Source organism: Rheinheimera sp. KL1 (assembly GCF_001275035.1).
Lineage (GTDB): Bacteria > Pseudomonadota > Gammaproteobacteria > Enterobacterales > Alteromonadaceae > Pararheinheimera > Pararheinheimera tangshanensis.
This window is the reverse complement of the sequence record NZ_LAMX01000046.1, coordinates 45,380-71,601: the sequence shown is the minus strand read 5'-3', so window position 1 is coordinate 71,601 and position 26,222 is coordinate 45,380. Positions and strand designations below refer to the sequence as shown.

At 47.2% G+C, this 26,222-nt stretch carries 24 protein-coding genes; all 24 read left to right on the top strand.

Annotated elements, in window-relative coordinates:
* Positions 1-110 precede the first annotated feature (110 nt).
* The 24 genes from WH43_RS19555 to traN all read left to right on the top strand — a co-directional run bounded on the left by WH43_RS19555 (position 111) and on the right by traN (position 26,175).
* Positions 111-2,984 carry a DEAD/DEAH box helicase gene (locus WH43_RS19555; protein ID WP_053426204.1) on the top strand — a complete coding sequence of 958 codons (2,874 nt, stop codon included), beginning with the start codon at positions 111-113 and terminating at the stop codon, positions 2,982-2,984.
* A gap of 100 nt (positions 2,985-3,084) precedes the next feature.
* Positions 3,085-5,223 carry a MobH family relaxase gene (gene mobH, locus WH43_RS19550; protein WP_053426203.1) on the top strand — a complete coding sequence of 713 codons (2,139 nt, stop codon included), beginning with the start codon at positions 3,085-3,087 and terminating at the stop codon, positions 5,221-5,223.
* 48 nt (positions 5,224-5,271) lie between these two features.
* The gene (locus tag WH43_RS21250; RefSeq protein WP_502694061.1) at positions 5,272-6,327 is read left to right on the top strand and encodes a type IV secretion system DNA-binding domain-containing protein; all 1,056 of its coding nucleotides are present in this window, start codon (positions 5,272-5,274) and stop codon (positions 6,325-6,327) included.
* Positions 6,328-6,329: 2 nt separating this feature from the next.
* On the top strand, positions 6,330-7,091 hold the full coding sequence (gene traD / locus WH43_RS21245) for a conjugative transfer system coupling protein TraD (RefSeq protein WP_502694060.1): 762 nt from the start codon (positions 6,330-6,332) through the stop codon (positions 7,089-7,091).
* A gap of 9 nt (positions 7,092-7,100) precedes the next feature.
* The gene (locus tag WH43_RS19540; protein WP_053426202.1) at positions 7,101-7,661 is read left to right on the top strand and encodes a hypothetical protein; all 561 of its coding nucleotides are present in this window, start codon (positions 7,101-7,103) and stop codon (positions 7,659-7,661) included.
* The gene (locus WH43_RS19535) at positions 7,648-8,283 is read left to right on the top strand and encodes an IncC plasmid conjugative DNA transfer DtrJ family protein (RefSeq protein ID WP_053426201.1); all 636 of its coding nucleotides are present in this window, start codon (positions 7,648-7,650) and stop codon (positions 8,281-8,283) included. Before WH43_RS19540 ends, WH43_RS19535 begins: the two co-directional genes overlap by 14 nt.
* Positions 8,284-8,354: 71 nt before the next feature.
* Entirely contained in the window at positions 8,355-8,993 is a 639-nt protein-coding gene (locus WH43_RS19530) for a hypothetical protein (RefSeq protein ID WP_053426200.1), read from the top strand.
* Positions 8,986-9,156 (top strand): helix-turn-helix transcriptional regulator, encoded by a 171-nt coding sequence (locus WH43_RS19955; protein ID WP_082335863.1) that lies wholly within the window; start codon positions 8,986-8,988, stop codon positions 9,154-9,156. Before WH43_RS19530 ends, WH43_RS19955 begins: the two co-directional genes overlap by 8 nt.
* Entirely contained in the window at positions 9,141-10,091 is a 951-nt protein-coding gene (locus WH43_RS19950; protein WP_286050033.1) for an ImmA/IrrE family metallo-endopeptidase, read from the top strand. The genes WH43_RS19955 and WH43_RS19950 overlap by 16 nt, the downstream gene beginning before the upstream one ends.
* Positions 10,092-10,227: 136 nt before the next feature.
* A complete protein-coding gene (traL, locus tag WH43_RS19520; RefSeq protein WP_000433891.1) occupies positions 10,228-10,509 on the top strand; it encodes a type IV conjugative transfer system protein TraL in 282 nt (93 codons plus the stop codon).
* Complete coding sequence (locus tag WH43_RS19515) at positions 10,506-11,132, top strand: TraE/TraK family type IV conjugative transfer system protein (RefSeq protein WP_000667170.1); 627 nt, start codon at positions 10,506-10,508, stop codon at positions 11,130-11,132. Before traL ends, WH43_RS19515 begins: the two co-directional genes overlap by 4 nt.
* Entirely contained in the window at positions 11,113-12,012 is a 900-nt protein-coding gene (locus WH43_RS19510) for a TraK domain-containing protein (RefSeq protein ID WP_353504812.1), read from the top strand. The genes WH43_RS19515 and WH43_RS19510 overlap by 20 nt, the downstream gene beginning before the upstream one ends.
* 35 nt (positions 12,013-12,047) lie before the next feature.
* Entirely contained in the window at positions 12,048-13,304 is a 1,257-nt protein-coding gene (locus WH43_RS19505; protein WP_502694059.1) for a TraB/VirB10 family protein, read from the top strand.
* A gap of 208 nt (positions 13,305-13,512) precedes the next feature.
* On the top strand, positions 13,513-13,950 hold the full coding sequence (locus WH43_RS19500; RefSeq protein ID WP_286050032.1) for a TraV family lipoprotein: 438 nt from the start codon (positions 13,513-13,515) through the stop codon (positions 13,948-13,950).
* A complete protein-coding gene (gene traA / locus WH43_RS19495; protein WP_000180225.1) occupies positions 13,947-14,333 on the top strand; it encodes a TraA family conjugative transfer protein in 387 nt (128 codons plus the stop codon). Before WH43_RS19500 ends, traA begins: the two co-directional genes overlap by 4 nt.
* 219 nt (positions 14,334-14,552) lie before the next feature.
* A complete protein-coding gene (locus WH43_RS19490; RefSeq protein ID WP_053426198.1) occupies positions 14,553-15,344 on the top strand; it encodes a type IV toxin-antitoxin system AbiEi family antitoxin in 792 nt (263 codons plus the stop codon).
* Positions 15,337-16,275, top strand: a complete 939-nt coding sequence (locus WH43_RS19485; protein WP_053426197.1) for a nucleotidyl transferase AbiEii/AbiGii toxin family protein — start codon at positions 15,337-15,339, stop codon at positions 16,273-16,275. The genes WH43_RS19490 and WH43_RS19485 overlap by 8 nt, the downstream gene beginning before the upstream one ends.
* Positions 16,276-16,406: 131 nt before the next feature.
* On the top strand, positions 16,407-17,099 hold the full coding sequence (locus WH43_RS19480) for a DsbC family protein (protein ID WP_001228924.1): 693 nt from the start codon (positions 16,407-16,409) through the stop codon (positions 17,097-17,099).
* The gene (traC, locus tag WH43_RS19475; protein ID WP_053426196.1) at positions 17,099-19,498 is read left to right on the top strand and encodes a type IV secretion system protein TraC; all 2,400 of its coding nucleotides are present in this window, start codon (positions 17,099-17,101) and stop codon (positions 19,496-19,498) included. Before WH43_RS19480 ends, traC begins: the two co-directional genes overlap by 1 nt.
* Positions 19,491-19,838 (top strand): hypothetical protein, encoded by a 348-nt coding sequence (locus WH43_RS19470; protein WP_001044650.1) that lies wholly within the window; start codon positions 19,491-19,493, stop codon positions 19,836-19,838. Before traC ends, WH43_RS19470 begins: the two co-directional genes overlap by 8 nt.
* Before the next feature lie 9 nt (positions 19,839-19,847).
* Positions 19,848-20,333 carry a S26 family signal peptidase gene (locus tag WH43_RS19465; protein WP_502694058.1) on the top strand — a complete coding sequence of 162 codons (486 nt, stop codon included), beginning with the start codon at positions 19,848-19,850 and terminating at the stop codon, positions 20,331-20,333.
* A gap of 7 nt (positions 20,334-20,340) precedes the next feature.
* Entirely contained in the window at positions 20,341-21,468 is a 1,128-nt protein-coding gene (locus WH43_RS19460) for a TrbC family F-type conjugative pilus assembly protein (protein WP_286050031.1), read from the top strand.
* Positions 21,452-22,480, top strand: coding sequence for a TraU family protein (locus tag WH43_RS19455; RefSeq protein WP_001170921.1), 1,029 nt, complete (start codon positions 21,452-21,454; stop codon positions 22,478-22,480). Before WH43_RS19460 ends, WH43_RS19455 begins: the two co-directional genes overlap by 17 nt.
* A gap of 2 nt (positions 22,481-22,482) precedes the next feature.
* Positions 22,483-26,175, top strand: a complete 3,693-nt coding sequence (traN, locus tag WH43_RS19450; protein WP_053426194.1) for a conjugal transfer protein TraN — start codon at positions 22,483-22,485, stop codon at positions 26,173-26,175.
* Positions 26,176-26,222 lie beyond the last annotated feature (47 nt).

Sequence of the window (26,222 nt, the reverse complement as noted above, 5' to 3'; positions counted from 1 at the left end):
AATCAATCTTGAATAAATGCGAGTGGGACAACGACGATTACAGCTTTACTTTGAATGTGTTAGCTGAAGATGATGTTGAACTTTACGACGATGAAGAGGAAGCGTAATAAATGAGTGACGATGTAAAAGTAGCCAATCAAATTAGTGCTCGACTCTCTCTTCGTAATCCACAAGAAAAATCATTGCAAATTTTGTGTGATGTTCTAGAACAAATGGAATTGAGCAAAGATCCAGATTTGAATCGTTGGATTGAGGTCTTGAAACCACAATACCCATCAATGAAAATGTTTGAGCGTGACTTCCCTTCACTCTGTTTTGCTCTTGCAACAGGTGTTGGCAAAACACGTCTGATGGGCGCAATGATCGCTTGGTTGTATTTGACTGGTCGTAGTAGACATTTTTTTGTGCTTGCGCCTAACTTGACGATTTATGAGAAGCTGAAAAAAGATTTCCTTATGGGGAATCCAAAGTATGTTTTTCAAGGGATTCCGGAGTTAGTTCAAACACCACCTGTAATCATCACTGGTGATGATTATGAGGATGGTCGCGGTGTGCGATTAGACTATGCTGTTGCTGCGACAATGACAGGTGATTTATTTGCAGGCGAAGAGGCGCCACATATCAATATTTTCAACGTTTCGAAAATAAACGCGAAAGACAATAAAGTGGGCGCTAACAAATCTAATGATCCAAAAATGCGTCGATTGCAAGAGTATATTGGTGATTCGTATTTCAACTACCTTGCTGATTTGCCTGATCTTGTCGTTATTATGGATGAGGCACATAGATACTATGCTTCTGCTGGTGCAAAAGCATTAAATGATCTGAAGCCTGTATTAGGTATTGAGCTTACCGCAACGCCAAAAACTGTCGGTTCAAAACCGAAAGAGTTTACAAATATTATTTATCACTATCCATTAGCAAGTGCTTTGAATGATGGGTATGTCAAAACACCAGCTGTTGCAACACGCAAGGAATTTAAACCTAGTGATTACTCTCTAGAACGCTTGGAGGAAATTAAATTAGAAGATGGCATTCACCATCACGAGTATGTGAAAACAGAGTTGGCTAGTTATGCGAACAATGCAGGAGTTAAGCTAGTTAAGCCATTCATGCTTGTTGTGGCACAGGATACGTTACATGCAGAAGTATTGAAGAAAAAAATTGAAGATGATTCTTTCTTCGAAGGTGCTTATAAAGGGAAAGTTATAACTGTTCATTCTAATCAAACTGGTGAGGAGTCAGAGGAGACGACTCAGAGATTACTTGCAGTTGAGCATGATAAAGATACGGAAATAGTGATTCATGTTAACAAGCTAAAAGAAGGATGGGATGTCACCAATCTCTATACTATTGTGCCTCTTCGTGCTTCTGCATCTGAAATTTTAACCGAGCAAACCATCGGTCGAGGGCTTCGTTTACCTTACGGTAAGAGAACTAATGTAGAGGCTGTTGATCGGTTGACGATTATTGCGCACGACCGATTCCAAGAGATTATCGATCAGGCGAACGACAAAGAGTCCATCATCAAAAAGACTCTTTATATAGGTTCCAGCGATGAAGATGATATTCCAGAAAAAAAACCTAAGCAGATTTTCGTACCTTCAATGGTGGATTACGCTTTAGGCAATAAGCCTATTTACATTGACAACAGTTCAATAGGGGATGGGCGAGCGAACTATGAAGTGGGACGTTCGAATCAAATTGATAACTCTGATTCAAGCGATAATGCAACGAGCAAAGTATATAGCCCAACGCAGAAGAAGATTGCTGAACTTACTGTTGCCATTGTTCAGCAAGAAGCAAAAAATCTCGATAGCAGTAAGCAACTGACAGCGGAGCACGTTAAAAAACACATTACTCAGCGTGTTCATCAAGTCGCGAAAGAATTATTTGTTATGAATGCTGAGGGATCAAACAGGGTGACTGAAGGGTATAACCACTCTGTTGCACAAGAAAAAGAGCAAGTCGAATTATTTGATGCCGCTACTGTAGATGAAATTGTTTCAACTGTAACACATAAAATCGCAGAATATACCATAGACATTCCCAAAATCGTGGTGCTTCCTACTCGTGATGTTAACTATGGTTTTAATGACTTTGATCTTTCAGGTTTGGAACGTATTTCTCTTAAACCACAGTCCAATGAAATCATCATAAGCAATCTGGAGACCAGTCAAATAAGTTCAATTAACTGGGAGAAAAGTGCTGTTTCAGAAGCACGGCTTGAAAACTATTTGGTATTTTACCTCATGGATCACGACGAGATTGATTACGATGAGCATGCAGGAATGCTTTATAAGCTATCTGGTCAAATGGTTGCGCACCTAAAAAGCTATTTGAGCGATGTTGATGCTGAGGGAGTGCTTAAGTCGGCAGGCCGTATTTTAGCGGATTTTATTTGGTCGCAAATAAAACAGCACATGTGGACAACGCCAACTGACTATGTTGGTAGTGTGACTCAAGGTTTTGATGTGTTAAAACCTACTACTTTCAACTTTGCTAATGATGAGGAACCTAGGGACTTCCGTGCACCAATACCACCAGGGCAAAAGAACAAAGTAAGGCAGATGCTTTTCACTGGTTTTGACCGCTGTTGTTACCCATATCAGAAATTTGATTCAGTAGATGGAGAGCTTCGTTTAGCTCAGGTGCTAGAGCAAGATCGAACAGTTGTTAGATGGATGAAACCAAGCCCAGGACAGTTCCGCATAGAATACCGAAGTGGCCAAAACTATGAGCCAGATTTTGTTGTTGAAACAGAAACACTTTTCCTGTTAATGGAGCCAAAGAAGGCGAAAGAGTTGGAAGATGTTGATGTAATTGCTAAAGCAAAAGCTGCAACAAGGTGGTGTAGTTATGCGAATGAAAACGCAGCTAAAGTTGGCGGAAAACCTTGGCATTACGTTTTGTTACCTCATGATGCTATTACATTATCAAGAACTGTTGATGGCCTTTTGAGTGAATTTGAGTACAAAGAGTGACTAAATTGGCGTGATAGTGGCGATAGTTAGAAATTTTTATAACCTATCTGAATAGCCGCTCAGCAAGAAAGCCAAATAATGTTTTTATTTGGGCTTTCTTATGTTCAAGCTGTTCAATAAGCATATTGAGAAAAAGGTAGATTTAATTTCTACGGACATTCCACGCTATCCGCCATTTCTGAAGGGGTTGCCAGCTGCGTCACCCGAGGATTTGCAGTCCACACAAGACGAGCTAATTGCCAAACTGCGCCAGGTACTTGGCTTTAATCAGCGTGAGTTTCAAAGGCTGGTTCAGCCCTGCATTGATCATCTGGCGGCTTATGTCCACTTGCTGCCAGCATCTGAGCATCATCATCACAGTGGTGCGGGTGGTTTATTACGTCATTCGTTGGAAGTTGCTTTCTGGGCGGCACAAGCAGCTGAAGGGATCATCTTTGTTGCCAGTGGCACACCTGTTGAAAAAAAAGAGCTGGAACCAAGGTGGCGTGTTGCGGCGGCTCTTGGCGGTTTGTTCCATGATATTGGTAAACCTGTTTCAGACCTGTCCATCACAGACGAAGATGGACGCTATCAGTGGAACCCTTTTTTAGAAACCTTATCCCAGTGGACCACTAATAACAGCATTGAACGCTATTTCATTCGCTGGCGCGATGGACGGTGCAAGCGGCACGAGCAATTTTCAATTCTGGTGTTAAACCGAGTAATGACACCTGAGTTGCTCGCCTGGTTAACTCAACCTGGCCCTGAAATTTTGCAAGCCATGCTGGAAGCGATTGGCAATACCGATCCCGAACATGTTCTATCTAAATTGGTCATTGAAGCTGATCAAATAAGTGTCCAGCGAGACCTGAAAGCTCAACGAATTTCCGTTGACGACAATGCCCTTGGTGTCCCAGTCGAACGCTATCTACTTGATGCCATGAGGCGATTACTTGCTAGTTCGCAATGGCTGGTCAATCAGCGAGACGCCAGAGTCTGGGTACGAAAATCGAATCAATCAACCCATCTTTGCCTGGTTTGGAAAAGCGCGGCTAAGGACATCATTGAGCTATTAGCAAAAGACAAGATACCTGGCATACCAAGAGATCCCGATACCCTTGCGGACATCCTCATTGAGCGAGGATTGGCCACGAAATCCACCTCAAATGAGCGATATGAAAGCCTTGCCCCTGAAGTGCTGATCAAAGATGACAAGCCAATCTGGTTACCCATGCTGCATATATCTGAGGCCGATTTATTGTTCAGCTCGAATGTGCCAAGTAGCGTAACGCTGTTCAGCAAATCTGAGTGGGAAGCAACACAGCAAACACAAGCAGAGCCTCAGAGTCGCATCAGTGAGCATTCAGGCTTGCCTGAAGAGTCATCATCAATTGAACACAGCAATTCTGCTGAGTCGCCATGGATAAAATCGTCCGAACAAGATGATGAACTTCGTCATGCCAGTGATGTTAATCACCTTCAGGCAAATGAAAATGTTCCGGGTGATGGTTGTGAAAAGCCAAACGATTCAAGCGATGCTGCTATCGCAAATAACGCAAAACAGCACGATGCAGAAGCATTGAATCTCCCTGAATCTTTGGCGTGGCTCCCAGAGGCCAGCAGTGCGTTGGTTATGGTTGGTGAACAGATACTGATCCGCTATCCAGATGCCGTAAGGCCTTGGTGTGCTCCCCGAAAACTGCTTGCTGAACTCAGTCGATTAGACTGGCTTGAACTAGATCCTGCAAACCCGACACGTAAGGCCAGAACTGTGAATACGAATGAAGGAGTTCAGGAGCAAGGGTTACTGCTGAAAGTATCGATTTCTAAAGGGCTAACTGTACTGATAGATCTCTCCAATCAAGACGAAGAACCGGCGGAATTTCAGGATGAAGTAGCTGCACAGCGTCCGAGTCGAACTGAGGCAACCAATGCCCAAGCAAAGGAGCCCGCCATAAGAGCGGAGCGCAAGCAAAAGCCGATTGCGCCCAATGCGAACTCAAGTATCGACCCCAAACACGCGCAGCGGCAACAGATGGTTAATTTTGTGAAAGATTTGCCCATCTTACTGACCGATGGCGATTACCCAGACGTGGATCATAGTGTCGATGGTATTCGCGTCACGATTCAAACCTTACGCCAAGTCGCCAAGGAGCATGGCATTCCAGCCGGACAGCTACTTCGGGGGATCTCGGCCAGTGACCAATGCCAGTTTGATGAGGGGGAAACGGTTCTGTTTACCGCTCACGCTAAGCGTTAATCCATTTGAAGTTGAGCGGATTGCAAACGGTTATTTTGCGGAGCATGAATGAAAGAAAACGCATATGAGATGCCCTGGCGCACGAACTATGAAGCCATGGCAGCAGCAGGTTGGCTAGTTGGGGCAACTGGGGCAATTGCCGCAGAAATGCTGACTGAGCTACCACCTGAGCCATTTTGGTGGATGACAGGGATTTCCTCGGGCATGGCGTTGTACCGCCTGCCTGAGGCTTATCGTCTTTATCAGTTGCAGAAGGGGCTAAAAGGCAAACCATTGGCTTTTATGGAGCTGGCGCATTTGCAAAAAGTGATGGCAAAACATCCTGATGAATTGTGGTTAGGTTATGGCTTTGAGTGGGACCAACGCCATGCCCAACGCGCTTATGAAATCTTAAAGCGGGATAAGCAAACCTTGCTTAACCAGGGTCATGGCAAGCAAATGGGCTCGACCTGGATTCATGGTGTCGAGCCCAAAGAAGAAGATGTTTACCAGCCAGTTGGTCATACTGAGGGGCACACCTTAATTGTCGGTACGACCGGTGCAGGGAAAACCCGATGCTTTGATGCGATGATCACCCAGGCCATTTTGCGCAATGAAGCCGTGATTATTATTGACCCCAAGGGAGACAAAGAGCTTAAGGATAATGCACAGCGAGCCTGTATTGCCGCCGGTAGTCCTGAGCGCTTTGTGTATTTTCATCCGGGTTTTCCAGAGCATTCTGTACGTCTTAATCCCCTGAGAAACTTTAACCGGGGCACTGAAATTGCCAGCCGAATTGCGGCATTAATCCCATCTGAAACCGGTGCTGATCCGTTTAAAGCCTTTGGCCAAATGGCACTGAATAACATCGTGCAAGGTTTGTTGCTTACTTCACAGCGTCCTGATCTGAAAACACTGAGACGGTTCTTGGAAGGTGGCCCAGAAGGCTTGGTAGTAAAAGCCGTCACAGCCTGGGGGGAGCAGGTGTATCCAAACTTTAGTGTGGAGATTAAACGCTTTACTGAAAAGGCCAATACCTTGGCTAAACAAGCCATGGCGATGCTGCTTTTTACTACGAACGCATTCAGCCCGTTGCCGCCAATACCGATTTGGAAGGCCTTTTGAGCATGTTTGAACATGACAGAACCCACTATTCAAAGATGGTGGCTTCATTGATGCCGGTGCTCAATATGCTCACATCAAGTGAACTAGGTCCATTGCTATCACCGATTGCAAACGACGTGGATGACAGCCGGTTAATTACGGATTCTGGCCGTATTATCAACAATGCCCAAGTGGCGTATATCGGCTTGGATTCATTGACCGACGCCATGGTTGGCAGCGCCATCGGTTCGTTGCTTTTATCGGATCTCACCGCCGTGGCCGGTGACCGCTATAACTATGGTGTGGAAAATCGTCCCGTAAATATCTTCATCGATGAGGCGGCTGAAGTCGTCAACGATCCCTTCATTCAACTGCTCAACAAAGGCCGTGGCGCAAAAATGCGTTGTGTGATTGCTACTCAGACCTTTGCTGACTTTGCAGCTCGTACAGGCAGCGAAGCTAAGGCACGTCAGGTGTTAGGTAACATTAACAACTTGATAGCCCTTCGGGTGATGGATGCCGAAACGCAGCAGTACATTACCGACAATCTGCCTAAGACTCGGTTGCAGTACATCATGCAAACTCAAGGTATGTCGTCAAACTCGGACAGCCCCGCGTTATTTACCGGCAATCATGGCGAGCGCTTGATGGAGGAAGAAGGCGATATGTTTCCACCGCAGTTATTAGGCCAGCTCCCGAACCTGGAGTACATCGCCAAGCTTTCAGGTGGCCGCGTGATCAAAGGCCGCATTCCTATTTTAACCAGCTCTACACAGGCAGCATAAGGAGTCTGTATGCATCATTCTGTCTGTCTGAAAATGACAACATTTACCAGTAAAGAAATGCTCGCTCAGTGGCAGCAACATAACCCTCAGTTCAAGGAAGCCTTAAGACTGCTTGAAACCGATTGGCCTCATGCTTTGGCTTCAGTGCACTGTTTGGCGGACTATTTAACGGATGCGCTCACGTTAGATGGCCATTCCATCTTTGATTTGTGTCTGTGTAATGGCTTGGGCAGTTATGAAGAAGTCAGTTGTGATGATGACAGTGTACGCCTTTGGCATTTCATTGAGGCATTGACCTGGACTGCCGCCAGTGCTTTAACGGGGATTCGCCTGCATGATCCTGACCATTTCGAGTGGGCCGCCGTGGATGGTGTGTATTTCCACACCTGGATTCGTAATCGTCCAAATCGAATGGAGTATCTGGCTGAAGACCGCATCGCAGTGCGTTATGAAAGTGGTCACACGACGACAAAGCGGCTTCAACAAGTGATTAAAGCCCGGATTATGACGCCAACCGTTGCAGCCATGCTGGCCCGAGTAGAAGAGGATGTTTGGCATGAGCAAGCATAAGTCAGTTTGGCTGCTGTGTCTGGCGCTGATGCTGGAGATTATTGCCATTGGCGTGCTAGTGCCCGGTGATTGGACTGGCCGGGTCATCAGTAAAGAGAAGCAGATGATCCAAAACCAATTGGGCGCACAAACAAGCTATTGGATTGGTCAAACTAGCCATCGCTGGTATCAGTCATGGGTTGTGGATACGCAGATGGAGCAATCTGTGCGTGATTTTTTAATCCCCACTGAAGAGCAACGACTGCGCTCTAAAGGGATGGAGAACATGGGAGGCTTTTGGTTTGTCTGGGTGGAAGACCGTATTCAGGCATTTTTTGATGTGTTGTACCAAGTATTCACTCGATTTGCTTTGCTGATGGTCTGGTTGCCCTTTGCGCTTATTCTCATGTTACCGGCGTTGTGGGACGGTTTGATGACCTGGAAGGTCAAGAAGACAACCTTTGATTTTTCGAGCCCTATTATTCACCGCTACAGCATGATTATCCTGGGCTCAGGTGTCATTTTGCTGTTTATGGGATTGTTCGCCCCGCTGGCTATTCCACCGGTGGTGTTGCCGTCGCTGATCATCGGTTTGGCATTGATGGCGGGGTTGGCGTTAAGCCACTTGCAGAAGAAGATTTAGTTTACATTTTAGTATCGGGTTAACAAGTTGTAGGTAGGTTGACAAATTTTAAAATTAGCATATTATTGTCCATGGTATCTAATCCTATTGCTTTACTACCTGAGGTAACAAATTTGAACACACCGATGACACTAAATCCTAATTTTAAAGAAAGTCAGCTGATTGAAGTTGCTCAACTTTTAGCAGATGTTCGAGCAGATGTTGTAGATTTACACAACAGAGATTTGGGTGACACTAACAAATCATTGGGCATAAGGTCCTACGAGTGTTGTTGTACACATTTAGTAAGGAAGTCACTTGAAGTTGATTGGCTTAAGATACTGACCCCGAAAGGGAGGTTTACGTTTAGTATCGCTGACGTTCCAGTTCGTTTCTGGAAAGGTCAGCCTGACAAACTCCCATCAGGGAAACTGATACGTTCCCACGAAGCTATGATGCAAATGGAGTTATTTTCTACACAAGATAGTCCGTCAGAGATCATTTGGTTTTTTGTTCTGAGCACTGATCAAACTAAATGTGTAGATCGCGCCTTTTTCGTTGGTTATAGCGATGTTGGTGAAATTGTAGTCAACTGGGAAGTGCCAATGAATTCTAAGGTTACGTTAATAACAGATACTGATGAGAATGTTTCTCATGGTGTTGAACTTGAATCGGCTGTTTCTAAAATCAAAATTAAGAAAAAGTCGAAAATTGTAGTAAATCATGAATAACGAATTTTTTGGTGAAAAACTAAGGCTGGCGAGATTGATGGCCGGAATTACTCAACAAGAACTTGGTGAGTTAGTTGCGGTCAGTCGTCAGTTTATACATCAGCTTGAAGCAGGTGTTAAACCACCTGCTGAGACCTGCTTTTGGCATTGGCTGAAGTATTAAAAGTGAAAAGTGATTTCTTTTTTAAGAAACCACAAAATGATGTTAAGTATGAGCAATGCCACTTTCGCAAGCGCAAAACAACACCGGTTGGACTTGCAAATCGAGTATTGGCTCTCGGCACTATTTTTGAACTATTAGTTGAGATTATTGAAGATCATCTTGAGTTGCCTGTTGCCAATTTTATTGATTTTGAAGAATCAGATCTGAGTGCGGAGGCTATCGAAAGAGCAGCGGAGCAATGTCGTATTAACTGGGGTCTGGGTTTGGATGCACCAGTTACAAACATGGTTAGAGTACTGGAGAATAATGGCGCTGTAATCACTTGCTTTGATGGTGTTTCAGATAAAGTTGATGCGTTATCAATGAATCGAAAAAGACCCATCATAGTAAGAAATAATGCGAAGGAAAGCTGCTGTAGAATGCGCTTTGATTTGGCGCATGAATGTGGCCATTTGGTTTTGCATCAAGGTGTAGAAACTGGGTGTGCTAAAACAGAGAGAGAAGCTGATGCTTTTGCAAGTGCGTTTCTTTTTCCACGTAAGGCTTTTCTGAAAGAGTTTCCTCAATGTGTGGGACCTGTTCGAATTAGGTGGGAGAAAATCTTTGCATTGAAACTTAGATGGCGTGTTAGTGCGAGAGCAATAATTTATCGAGCTAATTATCTTGGGTTAATTTCGTCGCAACAGTACAGAACCGCCAATGTTTATTTGAATAAATCGGGTCAATCGAAAACAGAAGACTTAGATGATCAAATACCAATGGAGCAGCCAGAGCTTTTATCAGCTGCAATAGATCAGCTCAACGAGCATTTGGGTATTTCGATTTTTGATATTGCAAACGATTTAGGTGTTTCAGAGCAGATAGTTGCTCAGTTAACCAGTTACGATTTGACTAAGCAAATCAATAAGTCAAATGTCAGAAATATCAATTTCTAAGACAACCACCTCCCTAAAACAGATGAACTAGCGCTCGGTAGTTCAAAACCTTAAAGAATTCGATATCTACCTGACCACAGCCCTGAGTTATTTCGGGGCATTCTTCACTTCTCAATTCAAACAACGAGGAGTGACTATGGAACCTGTGAGTATTCCATCCTATATCGATGACCCGCCGCACTTCCTGCTTTGGAGTGCCGATGAGATGGCTCCCATTCTGTTGGGGCTAGTGATCGGCATTTTTACCGGTAATGCCTTGGTTTTATGCCTGTTGGGGTTGGTGACAACCAAGCTCTATCGGCGTTTTCGTGATGGTCGCCCAGATGGTTTTATTCTTCACGCCATCTACTGGGCTGGACTGTTGCCAACCAAAGCCAAGACGATCCCTAACCCATTTATCAGGAGCTATCTGCCGTGAAGTTCGACGTGTTTTTAAAATCATGGCAAGGCACGCAATTAGAGAACCGATGGCAACGGTTTCTGATTGCAGTGCTGGTGCTATCTAACTTGCTGCTTGCGGTTGCGGCATTTTCTCGCAATACCGTAGTGGCCATTCAACCACCAACCTTGTCTGAAACGGCTGAAGTGTCACGAAACCAAGCCACTCAACCTTACCTGGAGTCCTGGGGGCTCTACCTGGCTGAGCTTATGGGCAACGTGACGCCGGGCAATGTGTCCTTTATCCGGGTTGCTATCGAACCGCTACTTTCACCTGCGGTGTACCAGCAAGTGGTCGATGCACTGGAGATTCAGGCAAGACAGATCCGTGAAGACCGAGTCACGCTCAAATTCCAACCCAGACAAGTGGAGTATGAGTATGAAACCGGCCATGTCTTTGTGACCGGTTACTCCTTGGTTTCTGGGCCATCTGGAGATGAGCAGCGCCAAACTCGCACCTATGAGTTTGACATCGATATAGAGCAATACCGTCCAAAGCTCAGTTGGATGGATACGTATGAGGGGCAAGCTAGAACGAAGCGCGTTCGTGAAAAGTTGACCCAAGAGCAAAACCGGAGGGTGAATGATGCGAACCAAAATTAGTCGATTGATGAAACCAGACTTAATCGCAATGTGCTTGAGTGGCGTCCTGTTATCTCAAGCGTCGTATGCAGACGTGGAATTGCCGATTGTGCCAGCCAGTGTGATGAAGCAGCCCGCTACAGAAAATCCACCGATTCAAAGCAATACGGTTTCAACGGATGCGCCAACAACGCTACTAATGACACCGGGAGTCAATGAACTGATCCCTGTGGCACTTGGCCATCTGAATCGGATTGTGACGCCGTTTGAATCGCCTCAGGTGAGAACAACCAGTGATGCTCAGACGCAAATCAAGGGGAATGTTGTGTATGTGGCCACGGACAAAGAATCACCGGTTTCACTTTACATCACTCCGCCTGGTCAGGAAGCGCCCGCGTTATCTGTCACCTTAGTCCCTCGTCGTATTCCACCGCGTGAAATCACCTTAGCTATTGATGGTCAGCAGTGGCCTATTAAGGGCGTCGTTAACCGAAAAGCCGCCACTTGGGAAACGGCTCAGCCATACGTCGATAGCCTACGTGATTTACTCAAACGCCTTGCACTAAATGAGTTACCACAAGGCTATGACATCCGTTTAGCTGGCCAAACTGACACAAGCCCGAAATGTTTTCAGCCAGGCTTAAAGTTTGGTTTTAAGCAGGGGCAAATTGTGATGGGACATTACTTCACCGTCTATGTAGGACTGGTTGAAAGCTTTGCCGATGAACCGATAGAAGCCAGTGAAATAGCCTGTCATGCACCAGATATAGTGGCAAGCGCCTACTGGCCTCGCAATATCTTGTTGCCGGGTGAAAAGACTGAGTTGTATGTGGTTGTTCGCAATCATCGTGAAGAAGCGGTGGAAAGTCAGCGACCTTCGCTTCTGGTGGGAGGTGAATAACGATGAAAGCACAATTGGAACAAATGAGCCCGAACATGAAGCGGGGCCTATCGGTTGCCGGTATTGCTGGTGGTCTCATCCTGATGGTGATGGTGTTTTCACCTAATCCTGATGATGGCGCGAGCAGTCGGAACCGACAGGAAACGATCCGGCACATTCTTACGGACACCAATACTCGTGATGTCGGGGTCGATAGTTTGGCTGCGAACGTAAAACTACTTAGTGAGCGCAATGAACAGTTACGTCGTGAAGTTGAGCGCTTGCGTCGTGACGTCGATTCAGGACGGCTAAGCCCAGGTTCGCCTTCAATACCAAGTGAGGTTAATGCGGAGTTGGCTCGCCTTCGAGCGGAGCTTGATGATGTTCGCGCTGGAGGTGATTCAGTAGCTGAAGGCACAAATAGCCGGTTTGAAGTGCCTTTATCTGCCATGGAATTGCCTAAAGAAGAAAAGCCACTGCCGTCTAACCCAGACGACTACTTTGCCAATGCGCCGCTGCCAGATCCGCTCTATCAGCAGCCAGCCAGTGGCCAAGGTTCACGAGCACGGGATGTGCCATTGCCGCCAATCACGATTCGTATGATTGAGCCTGAAGTGGTTGTCGAGCCAGAAGTTGTAGTGCAAGAAGCGCCGCCTTTGTATTTACCGGCGGGCAGCATCATCTCAGGTACTTTGATCACAGGTTTGGATGCACCTACTCACGAGTCTGCAAGACGTGAACCTTTTCCTGCATTGCTGAGGATTCAAAAGGAAGCCATTTTACCCAACCGATTTAGAGCGGATATCAAAGAGTGTTTCTTGATCGCCGCAGGTTACGGTGATTTGAGCTCTGAGCGTGCTTATTTGCGAGGCGAGACCATTTCATGTGTGAGAGAAGATGGTGGCGTCATTGAAACGCGACTGGATTCTTATGCTGTGGGTGAAGACGGCAAAGCAGGTATTCGTGGCCGATTGGTGTCGAAACAAGGCCAACTGGTGGCTAAATCAATGATGGCCGGATTCCTTCAGGGCTTGGCAGGCGCATTTGATGTAAATCCTGTACCGACGATTCAGACGGGTAATGCCGGTGATACTCAGTTGTACCAGCAAGTCATGAGCCAAGAAGCATTACAAGGCGCTGCGATTAAAGGCACTGGCAAAGCATTGGATCGAGTGGCCAAGTTCTATTTGGACATGGCTGAAAATATGTTCCCAGTCATAGAGGTAGACGCTGCAAGGAGAATTGAAGTCATCGTCACTCGTGGGGCCTCGTTATCGTTGGCCACTTCGCAAGGGGGAGGTGCAAGAAGATGAAAAAATCCTGCATGTTGCTAACCGATCGAAGTCCGTTTCAGACAATAAGATGTGTATCCAGAGGAGAGTTAACCATGACGACATCAATGCAGAACAACCCAAAGCACCAGTCAAAACAGTGGTCTAAAGCTGGATTACTTTTATTGGCAGTCGGCTCAACCTTATTGTCTGGCTGTAGTTCATTGGGTCTTGGGAGTAGTGAATATGGATGCCAGGTATGCCTGACGGTGTGCGCTGTTTATCCGCTCGTGAAGTCTATGAGCTTACCAGTAATGGCGCTGCACCCAAGACGATTGATGCTGTGGCGACTCGAATTGGTTCTCCCTCTGGGTATTCACAATCTGATTTAGAGACAGGACTGCTGAGCCATCCAGCATTACCCGAGACGCAGCAATCTGCACCTATTCGCATTCCTTCAAGGGTAATGCGGATTTGGATTGCGCCTTGGGAGGATGACCGTGGGGATCTGAATTTATCCAGCTACGTGTTTACCGAAATTGAACCGCGCCGGTGGGATATTGGGGTGTCAGCACCTCGAACGGTTTCGCCAGTGCTACGTCCACTTCAGACTCAAAGCGATTCAGCCTCAGCGGGAGCTGATGGTAAGCGCGATAACTTGAGTATCTACGGAGAAACTAACGAATGACAAATGCAGTTCGCACTATTCAAACTCAGCGCCTAATGACCATTGGTGCGCTTGGTTTAATGGCGTTAATGATTTCGGAGCCCTCATTTGCGGGCACCGGTGGTGATGCTTTCACTGATGTGTGGGATACCCTAAAAGATTGGACCCAAGGTACTTTGGGGCGGATCGTAGCGGGAGCCATGGTTCTGGTGGGTATTGTGGGCGGTATCGCTCGCCAAAGCTTGATGGCTTTTGCCTTGGGCATTGGTGGCGGTATGGGTCTCTACAATACGCCAACCGTCGTTGAAAGTGTTATGTCTGCAACCTTACCTGTTGTTGCTAGCACTCAAGAAGTCATTGGCACAACAGTTCCAGCAATCAGCGCCGTTTTACTGGGCACCTGAATGTGAGCCACAGTAGGCAGTTCACTTAAGGTAATCAAACTAGGTCTACACAACATTGGGTTATTGGTGATGTTGTGTAGACTTTTTCATTTCAGCGACACCACATTTGCGACCCTGGTTTATATTATTTGGTATGTTAATACCTAAAGTGTTAAAATCACTGTCACAATAAACTATATAGTTTATACTGTTCGTGATATTCATACTTTGGGTATTAAAATGTCATCTAAGATAAACTGGCTTGTTACTCATACTTCTCCTGGTGCGCTAGTACTTCAGCAATGGCTGACTGAAAACGGTGTGAGCTATTCCTTGGCTCAAAAGTACGCGCAGAACGGTTGGCTAAAGAGGCTATGTTCTGGCGTGTATTATCGTCCAGATGCGCAGGGCGATATAAAGCCAACTTGGGTTGATGCCATTCAAGCATTAGATGTGCAATTGGGCGTTTCAGTTCATTTGGCTGGATTGAGCAGCTTAACTCACCAAGGACTGAGTCACTACTTACAGCTGAACAAAGAGCAAGTTTGGATTTGCGTTAAAAACAAGTCGTCCTTACCGAAATGGTTTCGTGAATTCCCTTATCAGAATTGGCTTTACTGTGGAAACCATAAGCTTGAAGTGAATCCCGAGAAAGATTTGAAAAGGATCACGGTTAAAGAGAAAGAACTCACTGTCAGCTGCCCAGAACTTGCTTCCTATGAGGTGGTAGACGCGATTGGGAAGCTGATTTCATTTGAGCATGTCGCAGAATTATTTCAGGGTTTAGTCAATCTTAGCCCTAGAAAAGTACAAGATATTCTTGAACGAAGCAGCTCTGTTCAGGCAAACCGAATATTTCTATTTCTGGGTCGATACTACGATCACCAGTGGGTCAATCGCATAGATGAAACAAGAATTAAATTGGGTGCAGGAAAGCGGCAGGTTGTCGAAAAAGGACGTTTTGATGAGCGATATCAAATCACAGTGCCAGAGATATTAAGCGTCAAAAAAGGTGAACAACATAATGGATAAAGATAGCCCATATTACAAACAGGTTTCCTTGCTCATAAGAATGCTTCCTGTGGTAGCAACAGAGACGGTTTTTGCACTTAAAGGTGGCACCGCCATTAATTTATTTGTGAGAGATTTTCCTCGGTTATCTGTAGATATTGATCTTGCTTATCTTCCACTTGAACCAAGAGATGAGGCTTTGGTTAATGTCAGGGCTGCATTGCAGCGGATTACAGACAGAATAAATACTCAACCAGAAATCCGAGCGGCATTTCAGGATAATAAAGCTGATGAACTGAGAATCGTTGTATCAAGTCCGGTTGCGACAATCAAAATTGAAGTGTCGCCCGTCGCCAGAGGTACACTGCATAGTGCAGAGATAATGCCAGTTAAAGAGTCTGTTGAAGACGAGTTTGGTTATGCTGAGATTCAGGTAGTCAGTCTTCCCGATCTGTATGGTGGGAAATTGTGTGCTGCAATGGATCGCCAACATCCTCGCGACTTATTTGATGTGCGTATGTTACTTGGCAGTGAAGGGATTTCGAGAGAGATTTTAGTGGGCTTTTTAACCTATACACTAAGTCATCCTCGGCCTATTAATGAAGTCATGTCGCCAAACTGGCAGCCTCTGAATGAGAAATTTCAGGCAGAATTTGACGGAATGACTTTTGAAAAAGTTGAATGCGAAGACTTAGCCTCTGTTAGGCCCATGATGTTAATTGAACTGCAAAAACATTTCACAGAAAGGGATCATGCTTTCCTTATGTCATTCAAAAGAGGGCAGCCTGACTGGGCATTGTTTGACTATCCTAATGCAGCAGACTTGCCAGCGATTCGTTGGAAGTTGCAGAACATAAACAAATTGGCAAAGAATCAAGCAAAACATCAAGAGCAATTAGATAAATTGAAGCAAGTGCTTGATGATTGGCTTGTTAACGCAAACGCTGAGTAATTCGTTTATAACAAACCTCAACGAGCTATAAGCCCCCTAGTTAGATTGCGATTTCTTCAATCTATCTAACCGAGTCCACATAGGACAACTGCATAGACTGGAACCTCGATTTACATTAACGAGGACTCCTCATGCGAAAACTATCTCCAATTATTCTGGCGCTTGCGCTGTCTCCATTGGTTCAAGCTGAACCTGTGTCTGAAGTGTCGCCCGTTGGCAAAATTGACGGCATGGTTTCTTTACCTGTCACGGGTATGAAAGCGGTCGAAAGCAATGGCCGTATTGTTTTCATGTCAGACAGTGGCCGGTTCGTCATTGATGGCACGCTCTATGATGCCTGGTCGAAAAAGCCGCTTACCAGCCTTGAAGAAATTCGTGAAGCGGGTAACACGCTGGACTTAAGTCGTCTTGGCTTAAAAATGGATGATTTGAACCCACTGACGCTGGGCGAAGGCAAAAAGAAAGTGGTGGTCTTTGTTGACCCACGATGCCCGCACTGCCATGAGCTTTTGAAACAAGCTTTACCGCTAACCAAAGAATACACCTTCCAAATACTCCCTGTGCCAGTGCTTGGTCCTGATTCAGAGCGTCAGGTTCGCCAGCTTGGCTGTGCGCGTGACAAGAAAGCGGCCACCGATGCATTGCTCAATGGCCGGATTGGTAACCTAGAACAGGATGATGCCTGCAACTTGGAGCCAATGCAGCGTACTTTGGTGACGGCTCAAATCCTGGGCATTCAAGGTGTGCCTTTCATTGTCGCCAATGATGGTCGCATCAGCCGAGGCCGTCCTTATGATCTTTCTGCTTGGTTGGAGGGGCGTTAATGAAAGCCTCTCTGTATTCAGGGCAACGCGCTTCTGAGCTGTTGCCAGTATTGGCCTATTCCGACGATGAGCAACTGTTTTTCATGGAAGACCAAAGTGTTGGCTTTGGTTTTCTATGTGACCCCTTGCCCGGTGGTGATGAGTCTGTTGCAGACAGGGTTAATGTTCTACTCAACAACGACTGGCCAAAAGACACTTTGCTGCAATTTGGTCTGTACGCCTCGCCTGATATTCAAACCGACCTTCAACGCATGATGGGTTTACGGCATCGTCAATCCGATCTATTGCTCAGGGCGTCGATACGCAAACGTGCGGATTTCCTCGATGGGGGCACGGTTCAACCGATAGAAGAATCGACCCAGACTCAGGTACGCAACTTTCAACTGATCGTCACCTGCAAATTGCCTTTGGAAAGTTCTATACCGACGGAGCGTGAGTTGAGTCGAGCATCCGCGCTTCGGGCTTCTTTCTCGCAGGCGCTGGCAACGGTTGGTTTTCGCGTCACTGAGATGACTGACCGAAACTGGCTCGCGGCATTAAGTGCGCAGCTTAACTGGGGAAAAGATGCTTCCTGGCGCAATCCATCACCGATTCGAAGTGAGGCAGATAAACCACTTCGAGAGCAAGTGTTGGACTATGACCGAGCTATCAAAGTGGATAGTCAAGGTCTGATGCTGGGTGATTACCGAGTTAAAACCTTATCGTTTAAGCGCTTGCCTGAGCGGATCTGGTTTGGTCATGCCGCAAGTTTTGCGGGCGATATGATGACGGGCAGTCGCGGTTTACGCGGAAGCTTTTTGCTAAATGTCACCATTCACTTTCCCTCAGCCGAGGCCATGCGATCTCGTTTAGAGACGAAGCGTCAATGGGCGGTCAATCAGGCCTATGGCCCGATGCTCAAGTTTGTGCCGGTGCTTGCAGCCAAGAAAAAGGGGTTTGATGTTCTTTTTGAAGCCTTGCAAGAAGGTGATCGTCCTATTCGGGCAAATATGACCTTAACGTTGTTTTCACCAACGGAAGAGGCGTCCATCAGTTCTGTTTCAAATGCTCGAACTTACTTCAAAGAACTCGGATTTGAGCTGATGGAAGACAAGTACTTCTGTTTGCCCATTTTTCTGAATGCCCTGCCATTTGGTGCTGACCGTCAGGCGATGAACGACTTGTTTCGATTCAAGACTATGGCGACACGACATGTGATCCCTCTGTTGCCTTTGTTTGCGGATTGGAAAGGTACAGGCACGCCAGTGATTAACTTTGTTTCCCGTAATGGCCAGATCATGAGTGTGTCCCTTTATGACTCGGGCAGTAATTACAACTGTTGCATAGCGGCGCAATCGGGGTCGGGCAAGTCTTTCCTGGTGAACGAAATCATCTCCTCCTACTTATCAGAAGGCGGGCAATGCTGGGTGATTGATGTTGGCCGCTCTTATGAAAAGCTGTGTGAAGTCTATGACGGTGAGTTCTTACAGTTCGGGCGGGACAGTGGCATTTGCTTAAATCCGTTTGAAATCGTTGAGGACTATGACGAAGAAGCGGATGTACTGGTTGGATTATTGGCCGCAATGGCCGCGCCTACGCAGTCATTAACTGATTTTCAGATGGCCAACCTAAAGCGTCAGACCCGTGAACTTTGGGAGAAAAAAGGTCGTGCCATGTTGGTTGATGATGTGGCAGAGGCCCTAAAAAATCATGAAGACCGTCGTGTGCAAGACGTGGGTGAGCAGCTCTATCCGTTTACGACACAGGGCGAATATGGCCGCTTCTTTAATGGTCACAACAATATTCGCTTCAAAAACCGTTTCACCGTTCTGGAGTTAGAGGAGCTCAAGGGGCGTAAGCATCTGCAACAAGTGGTGTTGCTTCAACTTATCTACCAAATCCAACAGGAGATGTACTTAGGTGAGCGGGATCGTCGCAAGATTGTGTTCATTGACGAAGCCTGGGATCTGCTGACTCAAGGTGATGTCGGTAAGTTCATCGAGACGGGTTACCGTCGATTTCGAAAATATGGCGGCAGTGCTGTAACGGTAACGCAGTCGGTCAATGATTTGTATGACAGCCCTACAGGTAAAGCCATTGCTGAAAACTCGGCCAATATGTACCTGCTTGGTCAAAAAGCCGAAACCATCAACGCGCTCAAAAAAGAAGGTCGCTTGCCACTCGGTGAAGGCGGTTATGAGTACCTGAAAACCGTTCATACCGTCACTGGTGTCTATTCCGAAATTTTCTTTATTACCGAGATGGGCACCGGGATTGGCCGCCTCATCGTCGATCCGTTTCACAAGCTGTTGTACTCGTCCCGTGCAGAAGATGTAAACGCGATTAAGCAGTTAACGCGCAAAGGCCTTTCTGTTGCTGATGCCATCGCCCAGTTGTTAAAGGAGCGAGGCTATGAATAAGACCACGCTTTGGCCATTTATGGCTTCTATTACTTTGTCTATTGCTGGTAGCGGTTTAATGACCAGCTGGCTCTTAATGAAAACACTCGAACCCATCCACAGCCAGTTGGCGTTAAGTACGCCCATTGCAGTCGTGGATTTTGGGGAGGCGGTGTTGTCACTGGGTCCTAATGCCAGCGAACAAGACATCGAATCCAGGTTGCTTCAGACCAATCAGCAAATTGAAAAGTTAAAAGCAGCCGGTTTTATCGTGCTGGATGCCCAAGCGGTGGTGGGTGCTGATGATTCCGTATTTGTGCCCGTAGGCTCAAAGGAGGTGTCTCATGCAGATACTCCGTAAAAGAATGCCTTGGCGGCCATACCTCATCCGGTTGACCGTTCTTGCGTTAATCATGCTTTGGTAGGCACCTACGCCATGATGCGCTACCGAATAGGTATTGATACCCAGCAAGAGCGCTGCCTGCCTGATACCACGGTGTATCTGATTGACCTATGGAATAAAGAGCCCGTTAAGGATGGTTTGTATGCCTTCCATTCAAAAGGACTCACTCCGTTATATAACGACGGTACTCGTATGCTGAAACGCCTAACAGGGATGCCTGGGGATGAAGTCAATGTGACTCCTGAGCATGTGCTGGTGAATGGTGCTCAAGTCTCTACCGGCATGGCATTAGCCCAGCGTCTTGGTGTGGCTGAAACAGAATTTAGCCGTTCATTGACGCTGCAAGAAAACGAATATTGGTTTTCCGGCGAGGCTGCAACAAGTTTCGACTCCCGATATTGGAATGCCGTTAAGCGCGAGCAGATTGTCGGTCGCGCTTGGCCGCTTTGGTAGGAGGTGGATGATGAGAAGACTATACCTCTTATTTTTGTTGGTTGCTCCATTGGCTTGGGTTCAAGTGTCCTGGGCACAAGAGCCTTATCCGTTGTCTGACGAGGACAAAAAGATCGTCGAAATGAGCCGCAGCATTTTACAAAGTGCTGTGGATGGTTCATCTGAATTTATCGAGCCTTTTGCACCGGTTGAACAACCTGTGTCGCTCAAACACAACGATGAATGGTTGATATTTGCGTCGTCCTCACTGGGGGATTCCTCACTGAAGCAACTATTTAAAGAGGCCAGTGTTACCGGCGCTATTGTGTTGTTTCGGGGAATTCCTGAAGGAAAGACCTTGGGGGCGGCTATCCGTGATTGGCATACCCTGATGGCGGGACTTGATCCTGTTCCTCAGGTTCGAATCGATCCGAAAGCCTTTGTGCACTGGCGGGTGACTAGCGTGCCTGCCATTTTTCGCATAGACGATGACAAGGTGACTGCAAGTGCACTAGGGGTTTACAGCAAGGACTGGTTGCAACGCCAAATTGAAACCGGCAATACCGGTTCATTGGGTCAACGCGGTCCAATTCATTCGATTTTAGAACCGGATTTGATGCAAGTGGCGATGCAGCGTTTACAGTCGCTTGACCTCGGCGCGTTAAAGAAAAAAGCCATTGAGCGTTTCTGGTCTCGCCAAACATTTACTGACTTACCCAAAGCCACGCAGTATCGGATAAGAATGGTTGATCCAACCATCGTCATGCAGCGGCCACTATTGGATGCCAATGGCCGAACATTGATCCCAGCAGGAACGCGTATTAACCCGCTAAAAGCCTTGCCATTTACTCAGCAGCTTGTGGTGTTTAATGCGTCGAACGCTGAAGAAGTGGACGCAGTTGCGCATTGGCTTGAGACGCAAGATAGGACACTGCGCCGCATTACGCTTATCACCACGCAGCTCGACCGTGCTCAAGGTTGGAATAGCCTCAATGCGCTCGAAAAGACATTGGACAGTCCGGTTTACCTTCTCAATGCCTCGCTAAAGCAGCGCTTTGATTTGCAAGTCACCCCGTCGTTTGTTCAAGCAAAGGGGCTCGCGTTTGAAATAGAAGAAATTCCAGCAAAGGAGCTTGTTCATGCAAAAGCTCAATAATACGTATCGTCGGTTGCGGACTCTCGTTGTCATGCTTGTCCTGGGCGCATCTATTCCTGCAAAAGCCGAACTGACCTGCCCAGACGCGGGTTTATTGTCGGGCAAGTTGCTGACGGATGTTTGCTGGTCATGCATTTTTCCTATCCGGGTTGCAGGGCTTCCTCTTGGCTCTGGCAATGTCCCAAGCGGCGCATCAAACAAGTCATTTTGCTTGTGTGAAGACAACTTAGGCGTGCCAAGGCCAGGTATTGTTACCAGCATGTGGGAGCCAGCGCGTCTGATTGAATTGGTCAGAACGCCGGGTTGTTCGCCTTCCCTGGGAGGGATTCGTTTACCGTTAGGTGATAGGAGACTGCAAGGTGGTCACGGCGAAGGTGAATACGACACCGGTGATCTCGCTTTCTACCATTACCATTATTACGCCTTTCCGCTTTTGGTCATGCTCGATTTGTTCATGGATGGCAATTGCAATGCCGATGGTTACATGGACTTTGACTTGATGTATTTGTCGGAATTGGACCCAACATGGCTGAACGATGAACTGGCCTTTTTTACTCAGCCTGAAGCGGCTGCCGTTGCCAATCCATTGGCTATATCTGCTTGTACCGCTGACGCTGCCTCATCAACGCTTGGTAAACCCATCGACCAGTTGTTTTGGTGTGCTGGCAGTTGGGGGCATCTCTATCCGTTATCTGGCCATACCTTAGCCTTTGGCTCATTAGCAGAAAACACCAGCCATTTAGCGGCACGTGCAATCGCAGCTCAACACCGGCGTGGTCTTGCAAGGCGAACAATGGGAAATAGTGCGCTATGTCGACCTGTTATCGAACCCATGCTGCCGAAATCCCAATACAAGATGAGTATGTTCTTCCCTGTACCAGAAACTGAAAGTGCGCATGTCATCGGTGAAAGCACCATGAAATGGGGAGAGTGGCGAACGATCCCCGGTGCCGGAGAAGATGCGCTCTACATTTTGTGGCGCTGGCAAGACTGCTGTAACTCGGGAGGTTAACTATGAAACCAACATTTTTTACCCGAGTGTTAGCGGGTATTTTATCTATCACTATGGCGTGCTTGCCCTTACATGGTGTGGCCGCTGATGTGCAGCGCCAATCCGGCCTAAGCGGACAACAAGAAGGTAAGCAATTGCTGCAAAACTGGACGATGCCCGCACTCAATGGCAATACATTGTCGGTGCCGAATGGCAGTGGTAATGAGTCCATTAACTTGCAAGAGCTTTTCCCTGGTATGGATCAGGGCTCATTGGATGTCTTAACGGGCGTTTATGGCTCTGATGCCAGCATGAATCAATTGGGGACGCAGCGCCAAGAGAGCATGGCATCCGAAAGTGGCGCTACGGGTGAGGCATTTCGTTCGCTACAACAAATCAAAGACAGGTCTCGGCCAGATATGGTCAATGATCCCCTTTGGGCATTAACTGATGCGGTTCAAACTGACCCTAATCTATTGACGCAAAGCTTCCCAGGCTGTGAGTCTCAAGGTGAAGGAAGCCCAAACTACCAGCAATGTGACAGGCTCAATACAGCGGTGAACAGCTGCACTATCACTCACGATTACACGGCAGGCATTATTGAGCATGTTTCAGGGTCGATGAACCTTCGCTCTTGTGGTGAGGGGTGCCTTGAAGTTTGGATTGGACGTATGGGAGACGACTACTGGAGTGGAAACTGTAAAGTATTTGAACAAGCCATCATACTCAAAGTCGTGAACCCCGATGCGATTACCTCAGCCGTTCTTGAGTACGCCAAATGGGATGACTACATGCAGGTGTGGCTTGGCGATCAGAAAGTCTGGTCTGGGCCGAACAATAACTTTCCACCAGAAACGGCAGGTCGCTGCGAGCTCAGTACCAGTTGGGAGCGCAATCCAAATACCGATCTCACTGCCAAGCTAAAAGCGGTAGAGCCAGGTTTAGAAGTGCCGGTGAAAATTCGCGTATCGGTTACGGGTAGTGGTGAGGGGTATGCACGCATTAAGGTGCGCTTTGATCCAACCAAGGTGGTGATGAATGATAGTTGGTCGCCACAATCCTGTATCGAACAAGCAGCGGATATCCCGACGAAGTTTTCAGACTACAGCATTCAATGCACGGATCAGCCGTCTTCAACCAACGGATGTACGGTGGTCAATGGTGTTTCAGTTTGTGAATCCTATTTTGCCCCAAGCCCTGTGGCTGGCATATCGCCTTTGTGTCGGCGTGTACAAGTGAGTGTGGATGACGAAAGCTATAAGGGGATTGAAAATCAGGCCTGCCAAGTGCTTGAAGCGAACCCTTCCTGTGGCTTCATGTCGTCAGAATGTGCCGAAACCAATGATAAAGGTGACTGCATGCGTTTTACCGATACCTATGACTGTGGATTGCAAACCAGCGATCCAAAGTGCGTGGTATCCAACCTTATGCCGAGTAGCTTTGAGGCCTGTGAGCCTACTCAGACGATTACGCCATTTACTGAAACCAAGCATGTACCGGATTACCAGGTGTGCGAGAAGATCAGCACGCTTACTCAGTGTCACTTAGAGCGACGTGTATCCGCTGAAACCCATCAACAAAGCTGGTCCATTGAGCGCGGTTGCTTTAGCTCTGAAACGCTCAGCTTTGTTCCACAGCACAGCAGTACTATGCAAACTGGAAACGCGACGCTGAGAGTTTTCGATAATCAAAATACTGAGATAAAAATCACCGAGTCGCCATCTAAGGCAAATGGTTGGAAAACGACACTCTCTCTGACGGGCAACAAGGAGACGGTCACAGAGACGAAACCGTCCATTAAGTACCCTGACATGATCTGTCCAAAAGGAACCTTGGTTGGCTCATTGTGCAAGGTCGTTAATGGGTCGATTATTTCGTGGCATGAACCCCAGGAGGTCACTAGTTCCAGATGTGAGTCCGGCTGGAACAAAGTCGATTTCGATACTTGCAGCCGAGAAGTTCAGAAGTGTTTGGCTCCTGCGAAACTGAGTGCTTCCTTGACCTTCTCTGGCAAATACTTAGAGCAGGACGTTGTTCATCAATCAAGTGATCCGGGCATAGACCAATGTTTGATGCAAACGGATCAGTTTACTGCGGTGCAGTGGCAGTGTTTGGATATGGGCACAAAACGAATCGACGGGTTAAAGGTTGGTAGTGGCGAGTTGGCCAATCTTGGAAGCCTTTATCCGGCGGTTGTTTCGTCTCCTGCTCATTTAACCAGTCGCGGCAGTTCTGATGGACTGGGACTCTCATGCTGGAGGGCAAGAGCGACCTACAATGCTTCGACTGCTCATCCAGAGTTCAACATGGGCAGCTCAGATAGCTGGGTAGATGCCAATGGTAATACACAAACCATCGTCAATAACGGACAAAACACGACCACCAATACGTGTTCCGCGCTAGAGCAAAACCCGGCCTGCCAGTACGTCAGAACCGAATGCACTGAAGGCGGGGCTGGTCATGAAGGCTTCTGCTATATCCAAAGTTTGGTGTATGACTGCGGACAAAGCGTCGAAGTGCAAAATGCACGAATGGAAACTCAATACAACTGTGAGGGGCCAGTTCGCTGTATGGGCACAGATTGTTTAGAGCCAGAGTCAATCAAGCGGGCTAACTTTGCAGAGGCCGCTGCGATGCTTAATGCGGCGCAGTTTATGACCAATGATATGTCATGCACGGGCGCTGATGGCCAAGATAACGTCGAGTGTACGGTCTTTAAAGGTAATGCTGGCCAGTGCAAAAAAGCCGTTGGCGGCATAGTCGATTGCTGTGAAAAGCCAAGTGGCGTGTCGTTATCGGACTACATCACGATGATAGTGGCGGTCAACAAGCTTGATACGGCAGTCATGGCCATGAATCCGTCTTCGGCAATCTATGGTTCGTGGAATACACTCAGGGAACCGATAACTAGTACCTGGAGTGCGGTTAAAGAGCCTTTTGTGTCTGCATGGGACTCTCTCATGGGGGCTGGGCCATCAACCGCTGCTGGCGCGGGAGCGGAGCAAGCTGCGACTGGCTTCATGCAGGTGTTGACCAACAAAACGGCTGAATGGGTAGGTACGACTTTTGGTTCGGGGGCGCAATCGGCACTGTTTAGTAACGTTGGTGGCGCTGTTGGAGCCGATGGTGTTGTTTCGGGTGGTAACTTCACGCTGGGTGGCGCTGCTGGCGCGGTTCTGAGTACGGTTATGACGGCCTACATGATTTATTCAGTCACCATGATCCTCATTCAGCTTATCTGGAAATGTGAGCAGAGTGAGTTTGAGATGAACGCCAAGAGGGTATTGAAGAGTTGCCACTATGTAGGTTCTTACTGCAAGTCTAAGTTTTTAGGTGCCTGTGTTGAGAAACGGCAATCATATTGCTGCTTTACTTCGCCGCTTTCACGGATCATTCAGGAACAAGTACGTCCGCAATTGGGCCTTGGTTGGGGCAGTGCCAAGTCACCAAACTGTGAAGGTTTGACCGCGAGTCAGTTAAACCAGGTAGATTGGAGCCAAGTCAATCTGGATGAATGGATAGGTATCTTGTCGATCACGGGCAACCTACCTGAAATACCGTCACTGGATCTGGAACGACTCACCGGCTCAGGAAGTACGCTAAACGTGGATGGAAACCGTCAAAGTGCCGCAGACAGAGCCATTGAACGGCTAAACGGAATGGATGCCCAGAAACTGCGTCAGGAGGCGACGGAAGAAATTTCGGGGAATAATTGAGCACGTCCTTCTAAAATAGCTGCGCCAATAATGTTCCATATTGGTTA